Below are 14,605 nucleotides of genomic sequence, written 5' to 3' on the forward strand. Positions count from 1 at the left end.
CATGCCGATTATCGACCTGAACCAGCTACCCGCACCGGATGTGGTCGAGGAGCTGGACTTTGAAACCATTCTTGCCGAACGCAAGGCGACACTGATTTCCCTTTACCCGGAAGACCAGCAGGAGGCGGTCGCCCGTACCCTGACGCTGGAATCCGAGCCTCTCGTCAAACTGCTGGAGGAAAATGCTTATCGTGAGCTTATCTGGCGTCAGCGTGTGAATGAGGCCGCACGGGCGGTGATGCTGGCTTGTGCCGCCGGTAATGACCTTGATGTGATTGGTGCCAATTACAACACCACGCGCCTGATTATCACCCCGGCAGATGATTCGACTATCCCGCCGACACCGGCAGTGATGGAGTCTGACACCGATTATCGTCTGCGTATTCAGCAGGCGTTTGAGGGCTTAAGCGTCGCCGGGTCGGTGGGAGCCTATCAGTATCATGGTCGCAGTGCTGACGGGCGTGTCGCGGATATCTCTGTCACCAGTCCGTCTCCGGCCTGCGTCACTATCTCCGTGCTGTCACGTGAAAATAACGGCGTCGCATCCGAAGACCTGCTGGCCGTGGTGCGTAACGCCCTTAATGGCGAGGACGTCAGGCCGGTGGCCGACCGCGTGACCGTGCAGTCTGCCGCCATTGTTGAATATCAGATAAACGCCACGCTTTACCTTTACCCAGGTCCCGAAAGCGAACCCATCCGCGCTGCTGCCGTGAAAAAACTGGAAGCGTACATCACGGCACAGCACCGGCTTGGGCGCGACATCCGTCTGTCTGCCATTTATGCCGCTTTGCATGTGGAAGGCGTGCAGCGTGTCGAACTGACTGCACCTCTGGCTGACATCGTGCTCAACAGTACGCAGGCGTCTTTCTGTACTGAATACCGCGTCGTGACCGGAGGCTCGGATGAGTGATTCGCGACTGCTGCCGACCGGCTCATCACCGCTTGAAGTCGCCGCCGCAAAAGCCTGTGCGGAAATTGAAAAAACGCCGGTCAGTATTCGTGAGCTATGGAACCCGGATACCTGTCCGGCAAATCTGCTGCCGTGGCTGGCGTGGTCATTTTCGGTTGACCGCTGGGATGATAAGTGGCCGGAAGCGACAAAACGCGCTGTTATCCGCGATGCGTATTTCATTCACTGCCATAAGGGCACTATTGGTGCGATTCGCCGTGTGGTGGAGCCGCTCGGCTATCTGATTGAGGTGAGGGAGTGGTGGCAGCTCAACGAGGAGCCGGGGACGTTCCGCATCGTTGTTGGCGTGCTTGAGCAGGGTATTACCGAGGAAATGTATCAGGAGCTGGAGCGTCTCGTTGCTGATGCAAAACCTGCAAGCCGCCATCTGACGGGACTGGCTATCAGTTTAAGTACAACCGGCAACATTTTTGCCGGTGCGGGATGCTATCACGGCGACGCCCTGATGGTTTATCCCTACACCCCGGAGGCCATTATTGTCTGAGGGGATTATTTCCCGGCCTCGGCCATTCATTTAATTGATAACCTGAGAGTAAACGCATGACAGTGAAATACTACGCCATTCTGACTAATCAGGGCGCGGCACGGCTGGCTAACGCGACGATGCTCGGCAGTAAGCTGAATCTGACGCAAATGGCCGTTGGTGATGCAAATGGTGTCTTGCCGACACCAGACCCGGCACAGACAAAACTTATTAACCAGAAACGCATCGCGCCGCTGAATCTTCTGAGTGTTGACCCGAACAACCAGAGCCAGATTATTGCGGAGCAAATCATCCCTGAGAACGAGGGCGGATTCTGGATCCGTGAGATTGGGCTTTATGATGATGAAGGCGTACTCATTGCGGTGGCGAACTGCCCGGAAACGTACAAACCGCAGTTGCAGGAAGGCAGTGGTCGTACCCAGACTATCCGCATGATTCTGGTTGTCACGAATACCGAAGCTATCACGCTGAAAATCGACCCGTCGGTGGTACTGGCGACCCGTAAATACGTGGATGATGAAGTCCTGGAATTAAAGCTGTATGTGGATGACCAGATGAGAAACCACATTGCCGCACAGGACCCTCATACCCAGTATGCGCAGAAACATAATCCGACATTTACCGGAGAACCAAAAGCGCCGACGCCTGCCGCAGGAAATAACACCACGCGGATTGCGACCACTGAGTTTGTTCAGGCCGCTGTTACCGCTCTGATTAACGGTGCGCCTGCCACGCTGGACACACTAAAAGAAATTGCTGCAGCCATTAACAATGACCCGAAATTCAGCACCACCATTAACAATGTGCTGTCAGGTAAGCAGCCACTGGATGAGACGCTGACTCATTTGAGTGGAAAGGATGTTGCCGGTCTTCTCGCATACCTTGGTTTAGGAGAAACGATAAATCTGGCAAGAAATGCCGTTCCGGCGACACGCCGGATTAACAGTAAACCACTGACCGGTGATATCACCCTGTGGGCGTCAGATGTGGGGGCATTACCAATTGCCGGAGGACGACTGAATGGTGCGTTAGGCATTGGTGCTGATAATGCGCTGGGTGGTAATTCGATTGTGCTCGGTGATAACGATACAGGGTTTAAACAGGATGGCGACGGCGTTCTGGGTATTTACGCCAATAATGCCAGGATCGGTTATATCGACAATTCCGGGCTGCACATGTCAGTAAATGTTCTCACTAATGGTGGCATACGAGTAGGTGACGGAAAACAGTTTTCACTGACGAGTAATAATAACTCGACAATGACAGCCACGTTTAATTTATGGGGTGGTGCAGACAGACCCACAGTGATTGAACTGGACGACGATCAGGGATGGCAATTCTACAGCCAGAGAAATACAGATGGCAGTATTTCGTTCAGAGTAAATGGTCAGATGGAACCGAATAGCTATTCCAACTTTGACAGCCGTTACGTGCAGGATATCAGGCTGGGTAGCCTGCAATATGGGCAGGTATGGAACGGTCCGGGGTTCAGTGATACTTCTGGTTATGTAATAACCGGCATCACTAATGGCAATAGTGATGAACTGGTTGACGGAGCGCACAGACGTCCAATACAAAAACTAATTGGCAACCAGTGGTATAACGTGGTGAGTATTTAATTATGATGCATCTGAAAAATATCGTAGCCGGTAATCCAAAAACGCCTGACCAGTATCAACTCACTAAAAAATTTGGTGTGGTGTGGCTGTTTGATGAAGATGGTAAAAACTGGTATGAGGAACAGAAGAAATTTTCTGCCGACTCGTTAAAAATTGCCTACGATAAAAATAATGTTATTGTGGATATTAACAAAGATGTTTCGGCAATAAATCCTGATGGGTGCAGCGTTGTTGAGTTACCTGATATCACAGCTAATCGCCGGGCGGATGTATCAGGACGCTGGATGTTTAATGGTGAGCAGGTGAGTAAACGTGTTTATTCGCCGGAGGAGCTACGCCAGCAGGCAGAGGCGAAAAAACAGAAGTTACTCGAAGAAGCCGAAGTCGTTATTAAGCCACTGTCGCGCGCAGTAAAGATGGGTATCGCAACCGATGAGGAGCGGAAGCGGCTGGAAGCATGGGAACTCTACAGCGTTCTGGTCAGTCGGGTTGATTCATCTGACCCTGACTGGCCGGAGAAGCCAGCCAGTCAGTAAGACATTATTTAGGTAATTCAGGCCACTTTATTTTTTCAAAGGTGGCCTCATCATTAACTTGTGAAAAATCAATATCTTTCAACTTATTAATGTATCCCATCCAATTTATTAGAGTGACTTTGTTTTCATCACTAATAATCCCCAGCGTTAATTCTGTACGCCAGTCCTTAATGACATTATTTGCATCGTTAAGTAATTTCTGTCGGGTGGTTTCCGCCTTAGCCTGATAATCCACCGGAACGGGTAAAACCTGACCATCCCTGTACAACCATGAGCCATCACCACGACAATCATCAGGGCAGTCAGCAGCGTCTATTTCCGCAACAGACATATTAACCGGCCACAACATTGATACGGCGTATGTGTTTCCACGTTGCGGGACTGGCTGATTAACAACACTCCAGATAACCCCTTCAGGATCGTACATAATTTTTGCAGTATCATCAGAAAATAATGACTGACACTCATACCAGTCCTGCCCGTCTTCTGACTCCAGAAAATATGCACCTATGTTTATTTCGGACTGCGTTTTCCCTCTGTTTACGGGCGCGTCAATAAGTCTGAAATTTTTAATATCCTGATATTTTTTCATTATGTCGTTCCCCCTTGTACGGTATACCACTGATTCCCGACTCGTTTTTGCAAAGGCGCATAATTAATACCATCAATATTTTCGCCTTGATTATCTTTCCAGACGGAAGTAACTACATATCCGGGAGTGTTAGGCCATGACCCCGCATTGTTCCAGGTAGTCACAGATGTGCCAGCCCCTAACTGAACATCTGCGACAAAATTATTATTAATCCACAGACTCAGCCAGCTATTCCCCCAGACAGAACCAAAGATGTCGCCGTTATTAGTCATGCGCGATGAGCCATTTCCTGCCTGTACTTCGCCTGTGGCTACAGCGTTTCCGTTTACTTTCAGGGAAACCATGCTCTCCACGAGGCTACTGATAAAGCGGAGTACATGTGCGGAGTTCGCGTAAATATCAAGCACACCATCTCCGTTTTGCTTAATTCCTGTGTCGTTATCACCGAGCACAATCGAATTACCACCCAGCGCATTATCAGCACCAATGCCTAACGCACCATTCAGTCGTCCTCCGGCAATTGGTAATGCCCCCACATCTGACGCCCACAGGGTGATATCACCGGTCAGTGGTTTACTGTTAATCCGGCGTGTCGCCGGAACGGCATTTCTTGCCAGATTTATCGTTTCTCCTAAACCAACGTTTTTGAAAATGCAGAGTTAACGGCTAACTGGCATCATCTCCGGTTTTTATTCAGGGGGATGCTCATGCTTATTGGCTATGTTCGCGTATCAACAAATGACCAGAATACGGAATTGCAGCGTAACGCGCTGGAGTGTGCAGGATGTGAGCTGATTTTTGAGGACAAAATCAGCGGCACGAAGTCTGACCGACCGGGGCTGAAAAAACTGCTCAGAACATTATCGGAGGGTGACACTCTGGTAGTCTGGAAGCTGGACCGGCTGGGGCGTAGTATGCGGCATCTGGTCATTCTGGTTGAGGAGCTGCGCGAACGCGGCGTTAATTTTCGCAGCCTGACGGATGCTATTGATACCAGTACGCCGATGGGGCGTTTTTTCTTTCATGTGATGGGTGCCCTGGCTGAAATGGAACGAGAACTCATTGTCGAGCGGACACGCGCCGGACTGGAAGCGGCCAGAGCCAAAGGTCGTATTGGTGGCAGACGTCCGAAACTCACCGCGAGTGAGTGGGAGCAAGCCGGGCGGTTGCTGGCTGCGGGGAAGTCACGTCAACGCGTGGCGCTGATTTTTGATATTGGCCTGTCCACGCTCTATAAAAAATTCCCCTCATCAGCGATAAAGAATAAATTGTGTCATCCCTTAGCCAACCGGGACAAATAGCCTGACATCTCCGGCACAACTGAAAATACCACTCACCCATTAACCACGGAGTTAAACGGATGAGTGACTATCATCACGGCGTGCAGGTGCTGGAGATTAACGACGGCACCCGCGTCATTTCCACCGTATCCACGGCCATTGTCGGCATGGTCTGTACGGCCAGCGATGCGGATGCCGAAACCTTCCCCCTCAATAAACCGGTACTGATTACCAATGTGCAGAGCGCAATTGCAAAGGCCGGTAAAAAAGGCACGCTGGCGGCGTCGTTGCAGGCCATCGCCGACCAGTCAAAACCGGTCACCGTTGTCGTGCGTGTGGAGGACGGTACCGGCGACGACGAGGAAACGAAACTCGCGCAGACCGTTTCCAATATCATCGGCACCACCGACGAAAACGGTCAGTACACCGGACTGAAAGCCCTGCTGGCGGCGGAGTCGGTAACCGGTGTTAAACCGCGTATTCTCGGCGTGCCGGGACTGGACACCAAAGAGGTGGCTGTTGCACTGGCATCAGTCTGTCAGAAGCTGCGCGCTTTCGGGTATATCAGCGCATGGGGCTGTAAAACCATTTCCGAGGTGAAAGCCTACCGCCAGAATTTCAGCCAGCGTGAGCTGATGGTCATCTGGCCGGATTTCCTCGCATGGGATACGGTCACCAGCACCACCGCCACCGCGTATGCCACCGCCCGTGCGCTGGGTCTGCGTGCCAGAATCGACCAGGAGCAGGGCTGGCATAAAACGCTGTCCAATGTCGGGGTGAACGGTGTTACCGGCATCAGCGCATCTGTATTCTGGGATTTGCAGGAGTCCGGCACCGATGCTGACCTGCTTAACGAGTCAGGCGTCACTACGCTGATTCGCCGCGACGGTTTCCGCTTCTGGGGTAACCGTACCTGCTCTGATGACCCGCTGTTCCTCTTTGAAAACTACACCCGCACCGCGCAGGTGCTGGCCGACACGATGGCTGAGGCGCACATGTGGGCGGTGGACAAGCCCATCACCGCAACGCTGATTCGCGACATCGTTGACGGCATCAATGCCAAATTCCGTGAACTGAAAACAAACGGCTATATCGTGGATGCGACCTGCTGGTTCAGCGAAGAATCCAACGATGCGGAAACCCTCAAGGCCGGAAAACTGTATATCGACTACGACTATACACCGGTGCCTCCTCTCGAAAACCTGACCCTGCGCCAGCGTATTACCGATAAATACCTGGCAAATCTGGTCACTTCGATTAACAGCAATTAAGGAGCCTGACCGATGGCAATGCCGCGCAAACTCAAGTTAATGAACGTCTTTCTGAACGGCTACAGCTATCAGGGCGTCGCGAAGTCCGTCACGCTACCAAAACTGACCCGTAAGCTCGAAAACTATCGCGGTGCGGGGATGAACGGCAGCGCACCGGTAGACCTCGGCCTTGATGACGATGCGCTGTCAATGGAGTGGTCGCTCGGGGGCTTCCCGGATTCGGTTATCTGGGAGCTTTACGCCGCAACCGGCGTGGATGCCGTGCCGATTCGTTTTGCTGGCTCTTACCAGCGCGACGATACCGGCGAAACGGTGGCCGTCGAAGTGGTCATGCGTGGACGTCAGAAAGAAATCGACACCGGCGAGGGGAAACAGGGAGAAGATACCGAGTCGAAAATCTCCGTGGTCTGCACCTATTTCCGGCTGACGATGGACGGTAAGGAGCTGGTCGAAATTGACACCATCAACATGATTGAGAAGGTGAACGGCGTCGACCGGCTGGAGCAACACCGCCGCAATATCGGTCTGTGATTTTCATCCGGTCAGCCAGGCTGACCGGTTAACCCCGATTCAGAAGTGAGGAAACCATGAACAAAGAAAATGTGATTACCCTGGACAATCCGGTCAAACGTGGTGAGCAGGTTATCGAACAGGTCACGCTGATGAAACCTAATGCCGGGACGCTGCGCGGTGTCAGTCTGGCTGCGGTCGCGAACTCCGAAGTCGATGCACTGATTAAAGTGCTGCCGCGCATGACGGCACCGATGCTGACCGAGCAGGAAGTCGCCGCGCTGGAACTGCCTGACCTTGTGGCGCTGGCCGGTAAGGTGGTCGGTTTTTTGTCGCCGAACTCGGTGCAGTAACGTTTCCGAAAAATCTGTCGGTCGATGACCTGATGGCGGATGTGGCAGTGATATTTCACTGGCCGCCATCAGAACTGTATCCCATGAGTCTGACCGAACTCATCACATGGCGCGAAAAGGCGCTCCGGCGAAGCGGAAACACGAATGAGTAACAATGTAAAATTACAGGTATTGCTCAGGGCTGTTGACCAGGCATCCCGCCCGTTTAAATCCATCCGCACAGCGAGTAAGTCGCTGTCGGGGGATATCCGGGACACACAAAAATCACTGCGCGAGCTGAACGGTCATGCATCCCGTATTGAGGGATTCCGCAAGACCAGTGCACAGCTCGCCGTGACTGGTCATGCACTTGAAAAGGCACGGCAGGAAGCCGAAGCCCTTGCCACACAGTTTAAAAACACCGAACGTCCGACCCGTGCTCAGGCGAAAGCGCTGGAATCCGCAAAGCGTGCGGCGGAGGACTTACAGGCGAAATATAACCGCCTGACGGATTCCGTTAAACGCCAGCAACGGGAACTGGCCGTTGTGGGAATTAATACCCGCAATCTTGCACATGATGAGCAGGGACTGAAAAACCGTATCAGTGAAACCACCGCACAACTTAACCGGCAGCGTGACGCGCTGGCGCGTGTCAGTGCACAACAGGCAAAACTTAATGCAGTAAAACAGCGTTATCAGGCCGGAAAGGAACTGGCCGGAAATATGGCCTCAGTGGGCGCTGCCGGTGTGGGGATTGCGGCGGCGGGAACGATGGCCGGAGTTAAGTTGCTGATGCCCGGTTATGAGTTTGCGCAGAAAAACTCAGAATTGCAGGCCGTGCTCGGTGTGGCAAAAGACTCCGCCGAAATGACCGCACTACGCAAACAGGCGCGCCAGCTCGGCGACAATACCGCCGCCTCGGCGGATGATGCGGCCGGTGCACAGATAATCATCGCGAAAGCGGGTGGGGATGTTGATGCCATTCAGGCGGCAACGCCGGTCACGCTGAATATGGCGCTGGCGAACCGCCGCACGATGGAAGAAAACGCCGCCCTGCTGATGGGGATGAAATCCGCCTTTCAGCTTTCAAACGATAAGGTCGCTCATATCGGGGATGTTCTCTCCATGACGATGAACAAAACCGCCGCCGATTTTGACGGCATGAGCGATGCGCTGACCTATGCCGCACCTGTGGCAAAAAATGCCGGTGTCAGCATTGAAGAAACCGCCGCAATGGTCGGGGCGCTGCATGATGCAAAAATCACAGGCTCAATGGCGGGGACGGGAAGCCGTGCCGTGTTAAGCCGCCTGCAGGCACCGACGGGAAAAGCATGGGATGCACTCAAAGAGCTTGGAGTGAAAACCTCAGACAGCAAGGGAAACACCCGGCCAATATTTACCATTCTGAAAGAAATGCAGGCCAGTTTTGAGAAAAACCGGCTCGGTACTGCCCAGCAGGCTGAATACATGAAAACTATTTTCGGGGAGGAGGCCAGCTCAGCCGCCGCCGTGCTGATGACTGCCGCCTCAACCGGAAAGCTGGACAAACTGACCGCTGCGTTTAAAGCCTCAGACGGGAAGACCGCCGAGCTGGTAAATATCATGCAGGACAACCTAGGCGGTGACTTTAAGGAGTTTCAGTCTGCTTATGAGGCGGTGGGGACTGACCTGTTTGACCAACAGGAAGGCGCACTGCGTAATCTCACGCAGACGGCCACAAAGTATGTGTTAAAACTCGACGGCTGGATCCAGAAAAACAAATCACTGGCGTCAACCATCGGCCTTATTGTCGGTGGCGCACTGGCGCTTATTGGCATCATCGGTGCAATTGGTCTTGTAGCCTGGCCGGTTATCACCGGCATTAATGCCATCATCGCGGCAGCAGGCGCAATGGGGGCAATCTTCACGACGGTTGGCAGTGCTGTTATGACGGCCATCGGGGCGATTAGCTGGCCGGTTGTGGCCGTGGTGGCCGCCATTGTCGCCGGGGCGTTGCTTATCCGTAAATACTGGGAGCCTGTCAGCGCATTCTTTGGCGGTGTGGTGGAAGGGCTGAAAGCGGCATTTGCGCCGGTGGGGGAACTGTTCACGCCACTTAAACCGGTTTTTGACTGGCTGGGTGAAAAGTTACAGGCCGCGTGGCAGTGGTTTAAAAACCTGATTGCCCCGGTTAAAGCCACACAGGACACCCTGAACCGTTGCCGTGACACGGGGGTCATGTTCGGGCAGGCACTGGCTGACGCGCTGATGCTGCCGCTTAATGCGTTCAACAAACTGCGCAGCGGTATTGACTGGGTACTGGAAAAACTCGGTGTTATCAACAAAGAGTCAGACACACTTGACCAGACCGCCGCCAGAACTCATGCCGCCACGTATGGCACCGGTGGTTATATTCCGGCGACCAGCTCTTATGCAGGTTATCAGGCTTATCAGCCGGTTACGGCACCGGCTGGCCGCTCTTATGTGGACCAGAGTAAAAACGAATATCACATCAGCCTGACGGGTGGTACTGCGCCGGGGACACAGCTTGACCGCCAGTTACAGGATGCGCTCGAAAAATACGAGCGGGATAAACGTGCGCGCGCCCGTGCCAGCATGATGCATGACGGTTAAGGAGGTGACGAAAAATGATGCTCGCGTTAGGTATGTTTGTTTTTATGCGCCAGACGCTGCCACACCAGACCATGCAGCGTGAATCAGATTATCGCTGGCCGTCAAATTCCCGTATCGGTAAACGGGATGCCTTTCAGTTTCTCGGTGTTGGCGAGGAAAACATCACGCTTGCCGGTGTGCTTTATCCCGAACTGACCGGCGGCAAGCTGACGATGACCACGCTCAGACTGATGGCAGAGGAAGGCCGGGCGTGGCCGTTGCTGGATGGCTCCGGCATGATTTACGGCATGTATGTCATCAGCAGGGTGAGTGAAACAGGGAGTATTTTCTTTGCAGACGGCACACCCCGGAAAATTGATTTTACGCTGTCGCTCACCCGCGTGGATGAATCACTGGCCGCGCTTTATGGCGATATCGGTAAACAGGCGGAGTCGCTCATCGGTAAGGCTGGCAGTATGGCGACCAGATTCACGGGTATGACGGGGGCGGGATAATGCTGGATGCGCTGACATTTGATGCAGGCAGTACGCTGACGCCGGATTACATGCTGATGCTCGACAGCAGGGATATTACCGGCAATATCAGCGACCGTCTGATGAGCATGACCCTGACGGATAACCGGGGCTTTGAGGCTGACCAGCTTGATATTGAGCTGAACGATGCCGACGGGCAGGTCGGGCTGCCGGTTCGTGGCGCTGTCCTGACGGTGTATATCGGCTGGAAAGGTTTTGCCCTGGTATGCAAAGGGAAATTTACCGTTGATGAGGTTGAACACCGGGGCGCACCGGATGTGGTCACCATCCGCGCCCGGAGTGCAGATTTTCGCGGGACGCTCAATTCCCGCCGTGAAGGCTCATGGCATGACACCACGCTCGGTGCGATTGTTGAGGCGATAGCCTCCCGTAATAAGCTGGAAGCCAGTGTCGCTCCGTCACTGGCCGGAATTAAAATCCCGCACATCGACCAGTCGCAGGAGTCTGATGCGAAATTCCTGACCCGTCTTGCAGAACGCAACGGCGGTGAGGTGTCGGTAAAAATGGGAAAACTGTTGTTTCTCAAAGCGGGGCAGGGGGTGACGGCCAGCGGTAAAAAAATCCCGCAGATTACCATCACCCGCAGTGACGGCGACCGCCATCATTTTGCGATTGCTGACCGTGGAGCCTATACCGGTGTAACGGCAAAGTGGTTACACACCAAAGACCCGAAGCCGCAAAAGCAGAAGGTAAAACTGAAACGCAAAAAGAAAGAGAAACACCTGCGCGCACTGGAGCACCCGAAAGCGAAACCAGTCACGCAGAAGAAAGCGCCAAAAGTACCGGAAGCACGCGAAGGTGAATACATGGCCGGTGAGGCTGACAACGTTTTTGCCCTGACCACGGTATATGCCACGAAAGCGCAGGCCATGCGCGCCGCTCAGGCGAAGTGGGATAAACTGCAACGGGGCGTTGCGGAGTTCTCCATCATCCTGGCTACCGGTCGTGCAGATATTTACACGGAAACGCCGGTCAAAGTGTCAGGCTTTAAGCGCGTCATAGACGAGCAGGACTGGACAATCACTAAGGTGACACATTTTCTGAATAATAGCGGCTTCACGACGTCCTTAGAGCTTGAGGTCAGGCTTTCTGATGTGGAGTACGAAACAGAAGATAATGAGTGATATGTTTTATTTATCTGTTTGTTTTATAAGGATAAATTAACTAGAATGGCACTATCAACAAAACCGGAAGAGGTGCTCGCGATGTTTCATTGTCCTTTATGCCAGCATGCCGCACATGCGCGTACAAGCCGCTATATCACTGACACGACAAAAGAGCGTTATCACCAGTGTCAGAACGTGAATTGCAGCGCCACGTTCATCACCTATGAGTCGGTACAGAGATACATCGTGAAGCCGGGAGAAGTCCACGCCGTAAGGCCGCACCCGTTGCCGTCAGGGCAGCAAATTATGTGGATGTGATCACAAAAATAGCCCCTCAGTTGAGGGGCTTTATTTATGGTCGATGTGGACGCTATGTGGACAGCGGTTGACATAAATCCATTTATATCATCAGGTTAGGTGCTTTTTTGTGACACCATCCCTGTCTTCCCCCACATGATGTGGGGGTTTTTTTTATCTCCAGTTTGTCATTCTGTTATTAGCTTACTGTTTTAAACCATCCGTTATACTACCGGCAGAAGATAGCGGGAGTATTTATGAATCAAACTTATGGACGGCTGGTTAGCCGGGCGGCTATCGCGGCAACAGCGATGGCATCAGCGTTACTTTTGATCAAAATTTTTGCGTGGTGGTATACGGGATCGGTGAGTATTCTGGCGGCGTTGGTGGACTCGCTGGTGGATATTGCCGCGTCATTGACGAATTTGTTGGTCGTGCGTTATTCGCTGCAACCCGCAGATGATGAACATACGTTTGGTCACGGTAAAGCGGAGTCGCTGGCGGCACTGGCGCAAAGTATGTTTATTTCCGGTTCGGCGTTGTTTCTGTTTTTGACCAGTATCCAGAATCTGATTAAGCCGACGCCAATGAACGACCCCGGCGTGGGGATTGGTGTTACCGTCATCGCTCTGATATGCACTATTATACTGGTCACGTTTCAGCGCTGGGTGGTACGCAAGACCCAAAGTCAGGCGGTACGGGCGGATATGCTTCATTATCAGTCTGATGTTATGATGAACGGAGCGATTCTTATCGCGCTTGGGTTATCCTGGTACGGTTGGCATCGTGCGGATGCCCTGTTTGCGTTAGGTATCGGCATCTATATTTTGTATAGCGCGTTGCGTATGGGGTATGAGGCGGTGCAGTCATTATTGGATCGCGCGCTGCCCGATGCGGAACGACAGGAAATTATTGATATCGTGACGTCATGGCCGGGAGTCAGCGGCGCGCACGATCTCCGCACGCGGCAGTCAGGGCCGACCCGCTTTATTCAGATTCATTTGGAAATGGAAGATAATCTGCCGCTCGTTCAGGCGCATTTAGTGGCTGAACAGGTAGAGCAGGCGATTTTGCGGCGTTTTCCGGGTTCAGATGTCATTATTCATCAGGATCCCTGTTCAGTCGTCCCCAGGGAAGGCAGGAAGTTCGAGCTTGTATAATTGATTGTTAAAAAGTGAGCCAGGCCAGCATTTTGTGTATAAATTACCGCCATTTGGCCTGACCTGAATCAATTCAGCAGGAAGGGATTGTTATACTATCTGTATATTCGTTGGATCGTTTCGAAGTGCGAAATCGGCTTCCGGCAATAGATTTCATTTTGCATTCCAAAGTTCAGAGGTAGTCATGATTAAGAAAATCGGTGTGTTGACAAGCGGCGGTGATGCGCCGGGCATGAACGCGGCAATCCGCGGTGTTGTGCGCGCAGCGTTGACGGAAGGGCTGGAAGTCATGGGCATTTATGACGGCTATCTGGGCCTGTATGAAGATCGTATGGTTCAGCTTGACCGTTACAGCGTATCTGACATGATCAACCGTGGCGGTACTTTCCTCGGTTCCGCCCGTTTCCCGGAATTCCGTGACGAAAATATTCGCGCTGTCGCGATCGAAAACCTGAAAAAACGCGGTATCGATGCGCTGGTAGTTATTGGCGGCGACGGTTCTTATATGGGTGCAAAACGTCTGACTGAAATGGGCTTCCCGTGCATCGGTCTGCCAGGCACTATCGATAACGACATCAAAGGCACCGACTACACTATCGGCTATTTCACTGCTCTCGGCACTGTAGTGGAAGCGATTGACCGTCTGCGTGACACCTCCTCTTCTCACCAGCGTATCTCTATCGTTGAGGTGATGGGCCGTTATTGCGGCGACCTGACGTTGGCGGCGGCTATTGCTGGCGGCTGTGAGTTTATCGTGGTGCCGGAAGTTGAATTTAATCGCGAAGATCTGGTGGCGGAAATCAAAGCCGGGATCGCGAAAGGGAAAAAACACGCTATCGTCGCTATTACTGAGCATATGTGCGATGTTGACGAACTGGCGCACTTTATTGAAAAAGAAACGGGCCGTGAAACGCGTGCGACGGTGCTCGGCCACATTCAGCGCGGTGGTTCCCCGGTACCTTACGATCGCATTCTGGCTTCCCGTATGGGCGCGTATGCTATTGACCTGCTGCTGGAAGGCCATGGCGGTCGTTGTGTCGGTATCCAGAACGAGCAGCTTGTTCATCATGACATCATCGATGCGATTGAAAACATGAAGCGTCCGTTCAAAAGCGACTGGATGGAGTGCGCGAAAAAACTGTACTGATTGTTTTTGCGCGCCTGATGGCGCTACGCTAATCCGGCCTACAGGTTGCAGAAACGTGTAGGCCGGATTAGGCGCTAGCCGCCATCCGGTAATCCCTCAGATTTATTCCTCGAAGTTATAGCCAATCTTTTTTTATTCTTTAATGTTTGGATCTC

The 14,605-nt window shown here is 52.7% G+C and carries 16 protein-coding genes and 1 pseudogene; 15 read left to right on the forward strand and 2 right to left on the reverse strand.

Annotated elements, in window-relative coordinates:
- Position 1 precedes the first annotated feature (1 nt).
- The 4 genes from ACLJRH_RS20595 to ACLJRH_RS20610 are packed head-to-tail and all read left to right on the forward strand — an operon-like array spanning position 2 to position 3,609.
- Entirely contained in the window at positions 2 to 910 is a 909-nt protein-coding gene (locus tag ACLJRH_RS20595) for a baseplate assembly protein (RefSeq protein ID WP_001121478.1), read from the forward strand.
- Positions 903 to 1,454, forward strand: a complete 552-nt coding sequence (locus ACLJRH_RS20600) for a phage tail protein I (RefSeq protein ID WP_023223103.1) — start codon at positions 903 to 905, stop codon at positions 1,452 to 1,454. The genes ACLJRH_RS20595 and ACLJRH_RS20600 overlap by 8 nt, the downstream gene beginning before the upstream one ends.
- A gap of 56 nt (positions 1,455 to 1,510) precedes the next feature.
- The gene (locus ACLJRH_RS20605) at positions 1,511 to 3,073 is read left to right on the forward strand and encodes a phage tail protein (RefSeq protein ID WP_023167498.1); all 1,563 of its coding nucleotides are present in this window, start codon (positions 1,511 to 1,513) and stop codon (positions 3,071 to 3,073) included.
- A gap of 2 nt (positions 3,074 to 3,075) precedes the next feature.
- The gene (locus ACLJRH_RS20610) at positions 3,076 to 3,609 is read left to right on the forward strand and encodes a tail fiber assembly protein (RefSeq protein ID WP_022631136.1); all 534 of its coding nucleotides are present in this window, start codon (positions 3,076 to 3,078) and stop codon (positions 3,607 to 3,609) included.
- Between the two features lie 4 nt (positions 3,610 to 3,613).
- On the opposite strand, the gene ACLJRH_RS20615 is transcribed toward ACLJRH_RS20610, so the two are convergent.
- Positions 3,614 to 4,231: a tail fiber assembly protein gene (locus ACLJRH_RS20615; protein WP_010835343.1), complete on the reverse strand. Its 618-nt coding sequence runs from the start codon at positions 4,229 to 4,231 to the stop codon at positions 3,614 to 3,616.
- A pseudogene (locus ACLJRH_RS20620) lies at positions 4,201 to 4,677 on the reverse strand (phage tail protein); the annotation flags it as partial. The gene ACLJRH_RS20615 and the pseudogene ACLJRH_RS20620, both read right to left, overlap by 31 nt.
- 231 nt (positions 4,678 to 4,908) lie before the next feature.
- Between ACLJRH_RS20620 and ACLJRH_RS20625 the strand changes: the two are divergent.
- The 11 genes from ACLJRH_RS20625 to pfkA all read left to right on the forward strand — a co-directional run bounded on the left by ACLJRH_RS20625 (position 4,909) and on the right by pfkA (position 14,450).
- Positions 4,909 to 5,502, forward strand: a complete 594-nt coding sequence (locus ACLJRH_RS20625; protein ID WP_010835363.1) for a recombinase family protein — start codon at positions 4,909 to 4,911, stop codon at positions 5,500 to 5,502.
- A gap of 59 nt (positions 5,503 to 5,561) precedes the next feature.
- Positions 5,562 to 6,752: a phage tail sheath protein gene (locus tag ACLJRH_RS20630; protein ID WP_001286720.1), complete on the forward strand. Its 1,191-nt coding sequence runs from the start codon at positions 5,562 to 5,564 to the stop codon at positions 6,750 to 6,752.
- Positions 6,753 to 6,764: 12 nt separating this feature from the next.
- On the forward strand, positions 6,765 to 7,283 hold the full coding sequence (locus ACLJRH_RS20635; protein ID WP_001251408.1) for a phage major tail tube protein: 519 nt from the start codon (positions 6,765 to 6,767) through the stop codon (positions 7,281 to 7,283).
- Between the two features lie 56 nt (positions 7,284 to 7,339).
- Positions 7,340 to 7,615 carry a phage tail assembly protein gene (locus ACLJRH_RS20640; RefSeq protein ID WP_001031303.1) on the forward strand — a complete coding sequence of 92 codons (276 nt, stop codon included), beginning with the start codon at positions 7,340 to 7,342 and terminating at the stop codon, positions 7,613 to 7,615.
- Positions 7,616 to 7,647: 32 nt separating this feature from the next.
- On the forward strand, positions 7,648 to 7,767 hold the full coding sequence (locus ACLJRH_RS20645; RefSeq protein ID WP_000785970.1) for a GpE family phage tail protein: 120 nt from the start codon (positions 7,648 to 7,650) through the stop codon (positions 7,765 to 7,767).
- Positions 7,760 to 10,207, forward strand: a complete 2,448-nt coding sequence (locus ACLJRH_RS20650) for a phage tail tape measure protein (protein ID WP_023223134.1) — start codon at positions 7,760 to 7,762, stop codon at positions 10,205 to 10,207. The genes ACLJRH_RS20645 and ACLJRH_RS20650 overlap by 8 nt, the downstream gene beginning before the upstream one ends.
- 14 nt (positions 10,208 to 10,221) lie before the next feature.
- A complete protein-coding gene (locus tag ACLJRH_RS20655) occupies positions 10,222 to 10,701 on the forward strand; it encodes a phage tail protein (RefSeq protein WP_000978885.1) in 480 nt (159 codons plus the stop codon).
- Positions 10,701 to 11,864: a phage late control D family protein gene (locus ACLJRH_RS20660; protein WP_000882949.1), complete on the forward strand. Its 1,164-nt coding sequence runs from the start codon at positions 10,701 to 10,703 to the stop codon at positions 11,862 to 11,864. Before ACLJRH_RS20655 ends, ACLJRH_RS20660 begins: the two co-directional genes overlap by 1 nt.
- An 81-nt stretch (positions 11,865 to 11,945) precedes the next feature.
- Positions 11,946 to 12,164: a prophage transcriptional regulator OgrK gene (gene ogrK, locus ACLJRH_RS20665; RefSeq protein ID WP_000468308.1), complete on the forward strand. Its 219-nt coding sequence runs from the start codon at positions 11,946 to 11,948 to the stop codon at positions 12,162 to 12,164.
- A gap of 236 nt (positions 12,165 to 12,400) precedes the next feature.
- Entirely contained in the window at positions 12,401 to 13,303 is a 903-nt protein-coding gene (gene fieF / locus ACLJRH_RS20670) for a CDF family cation-efflux transporter FieF (RefSeq protein ID WP_023137063.1), read from the forward strand.
- Between the two features lie 184 nt (positions 13,304 to 13,487).
- Positions 13,488 to 14,450, forward strand: a complete 963-nt coding sequence (pfkA, locus tag ACLJRH_RS20675) for a 6-phosphofructokinase (protein WP_000591793.1) — start codon at positions 13,488 to 13,490, stop codon at positions 14,448 to 14,450.
- Positions 14,451 to 14,605: the final 155 nt, after the last annotated feature.

Source organism: Salmonella sp. SAL04162 (genome assembly GCF_046551535.1).
GTDB lineage: Bacteria > Pseudomonadota > Gammaproteobacteria > Enterobacterales > Enterobacteriaceae > Salmonella > Salmonella enterica.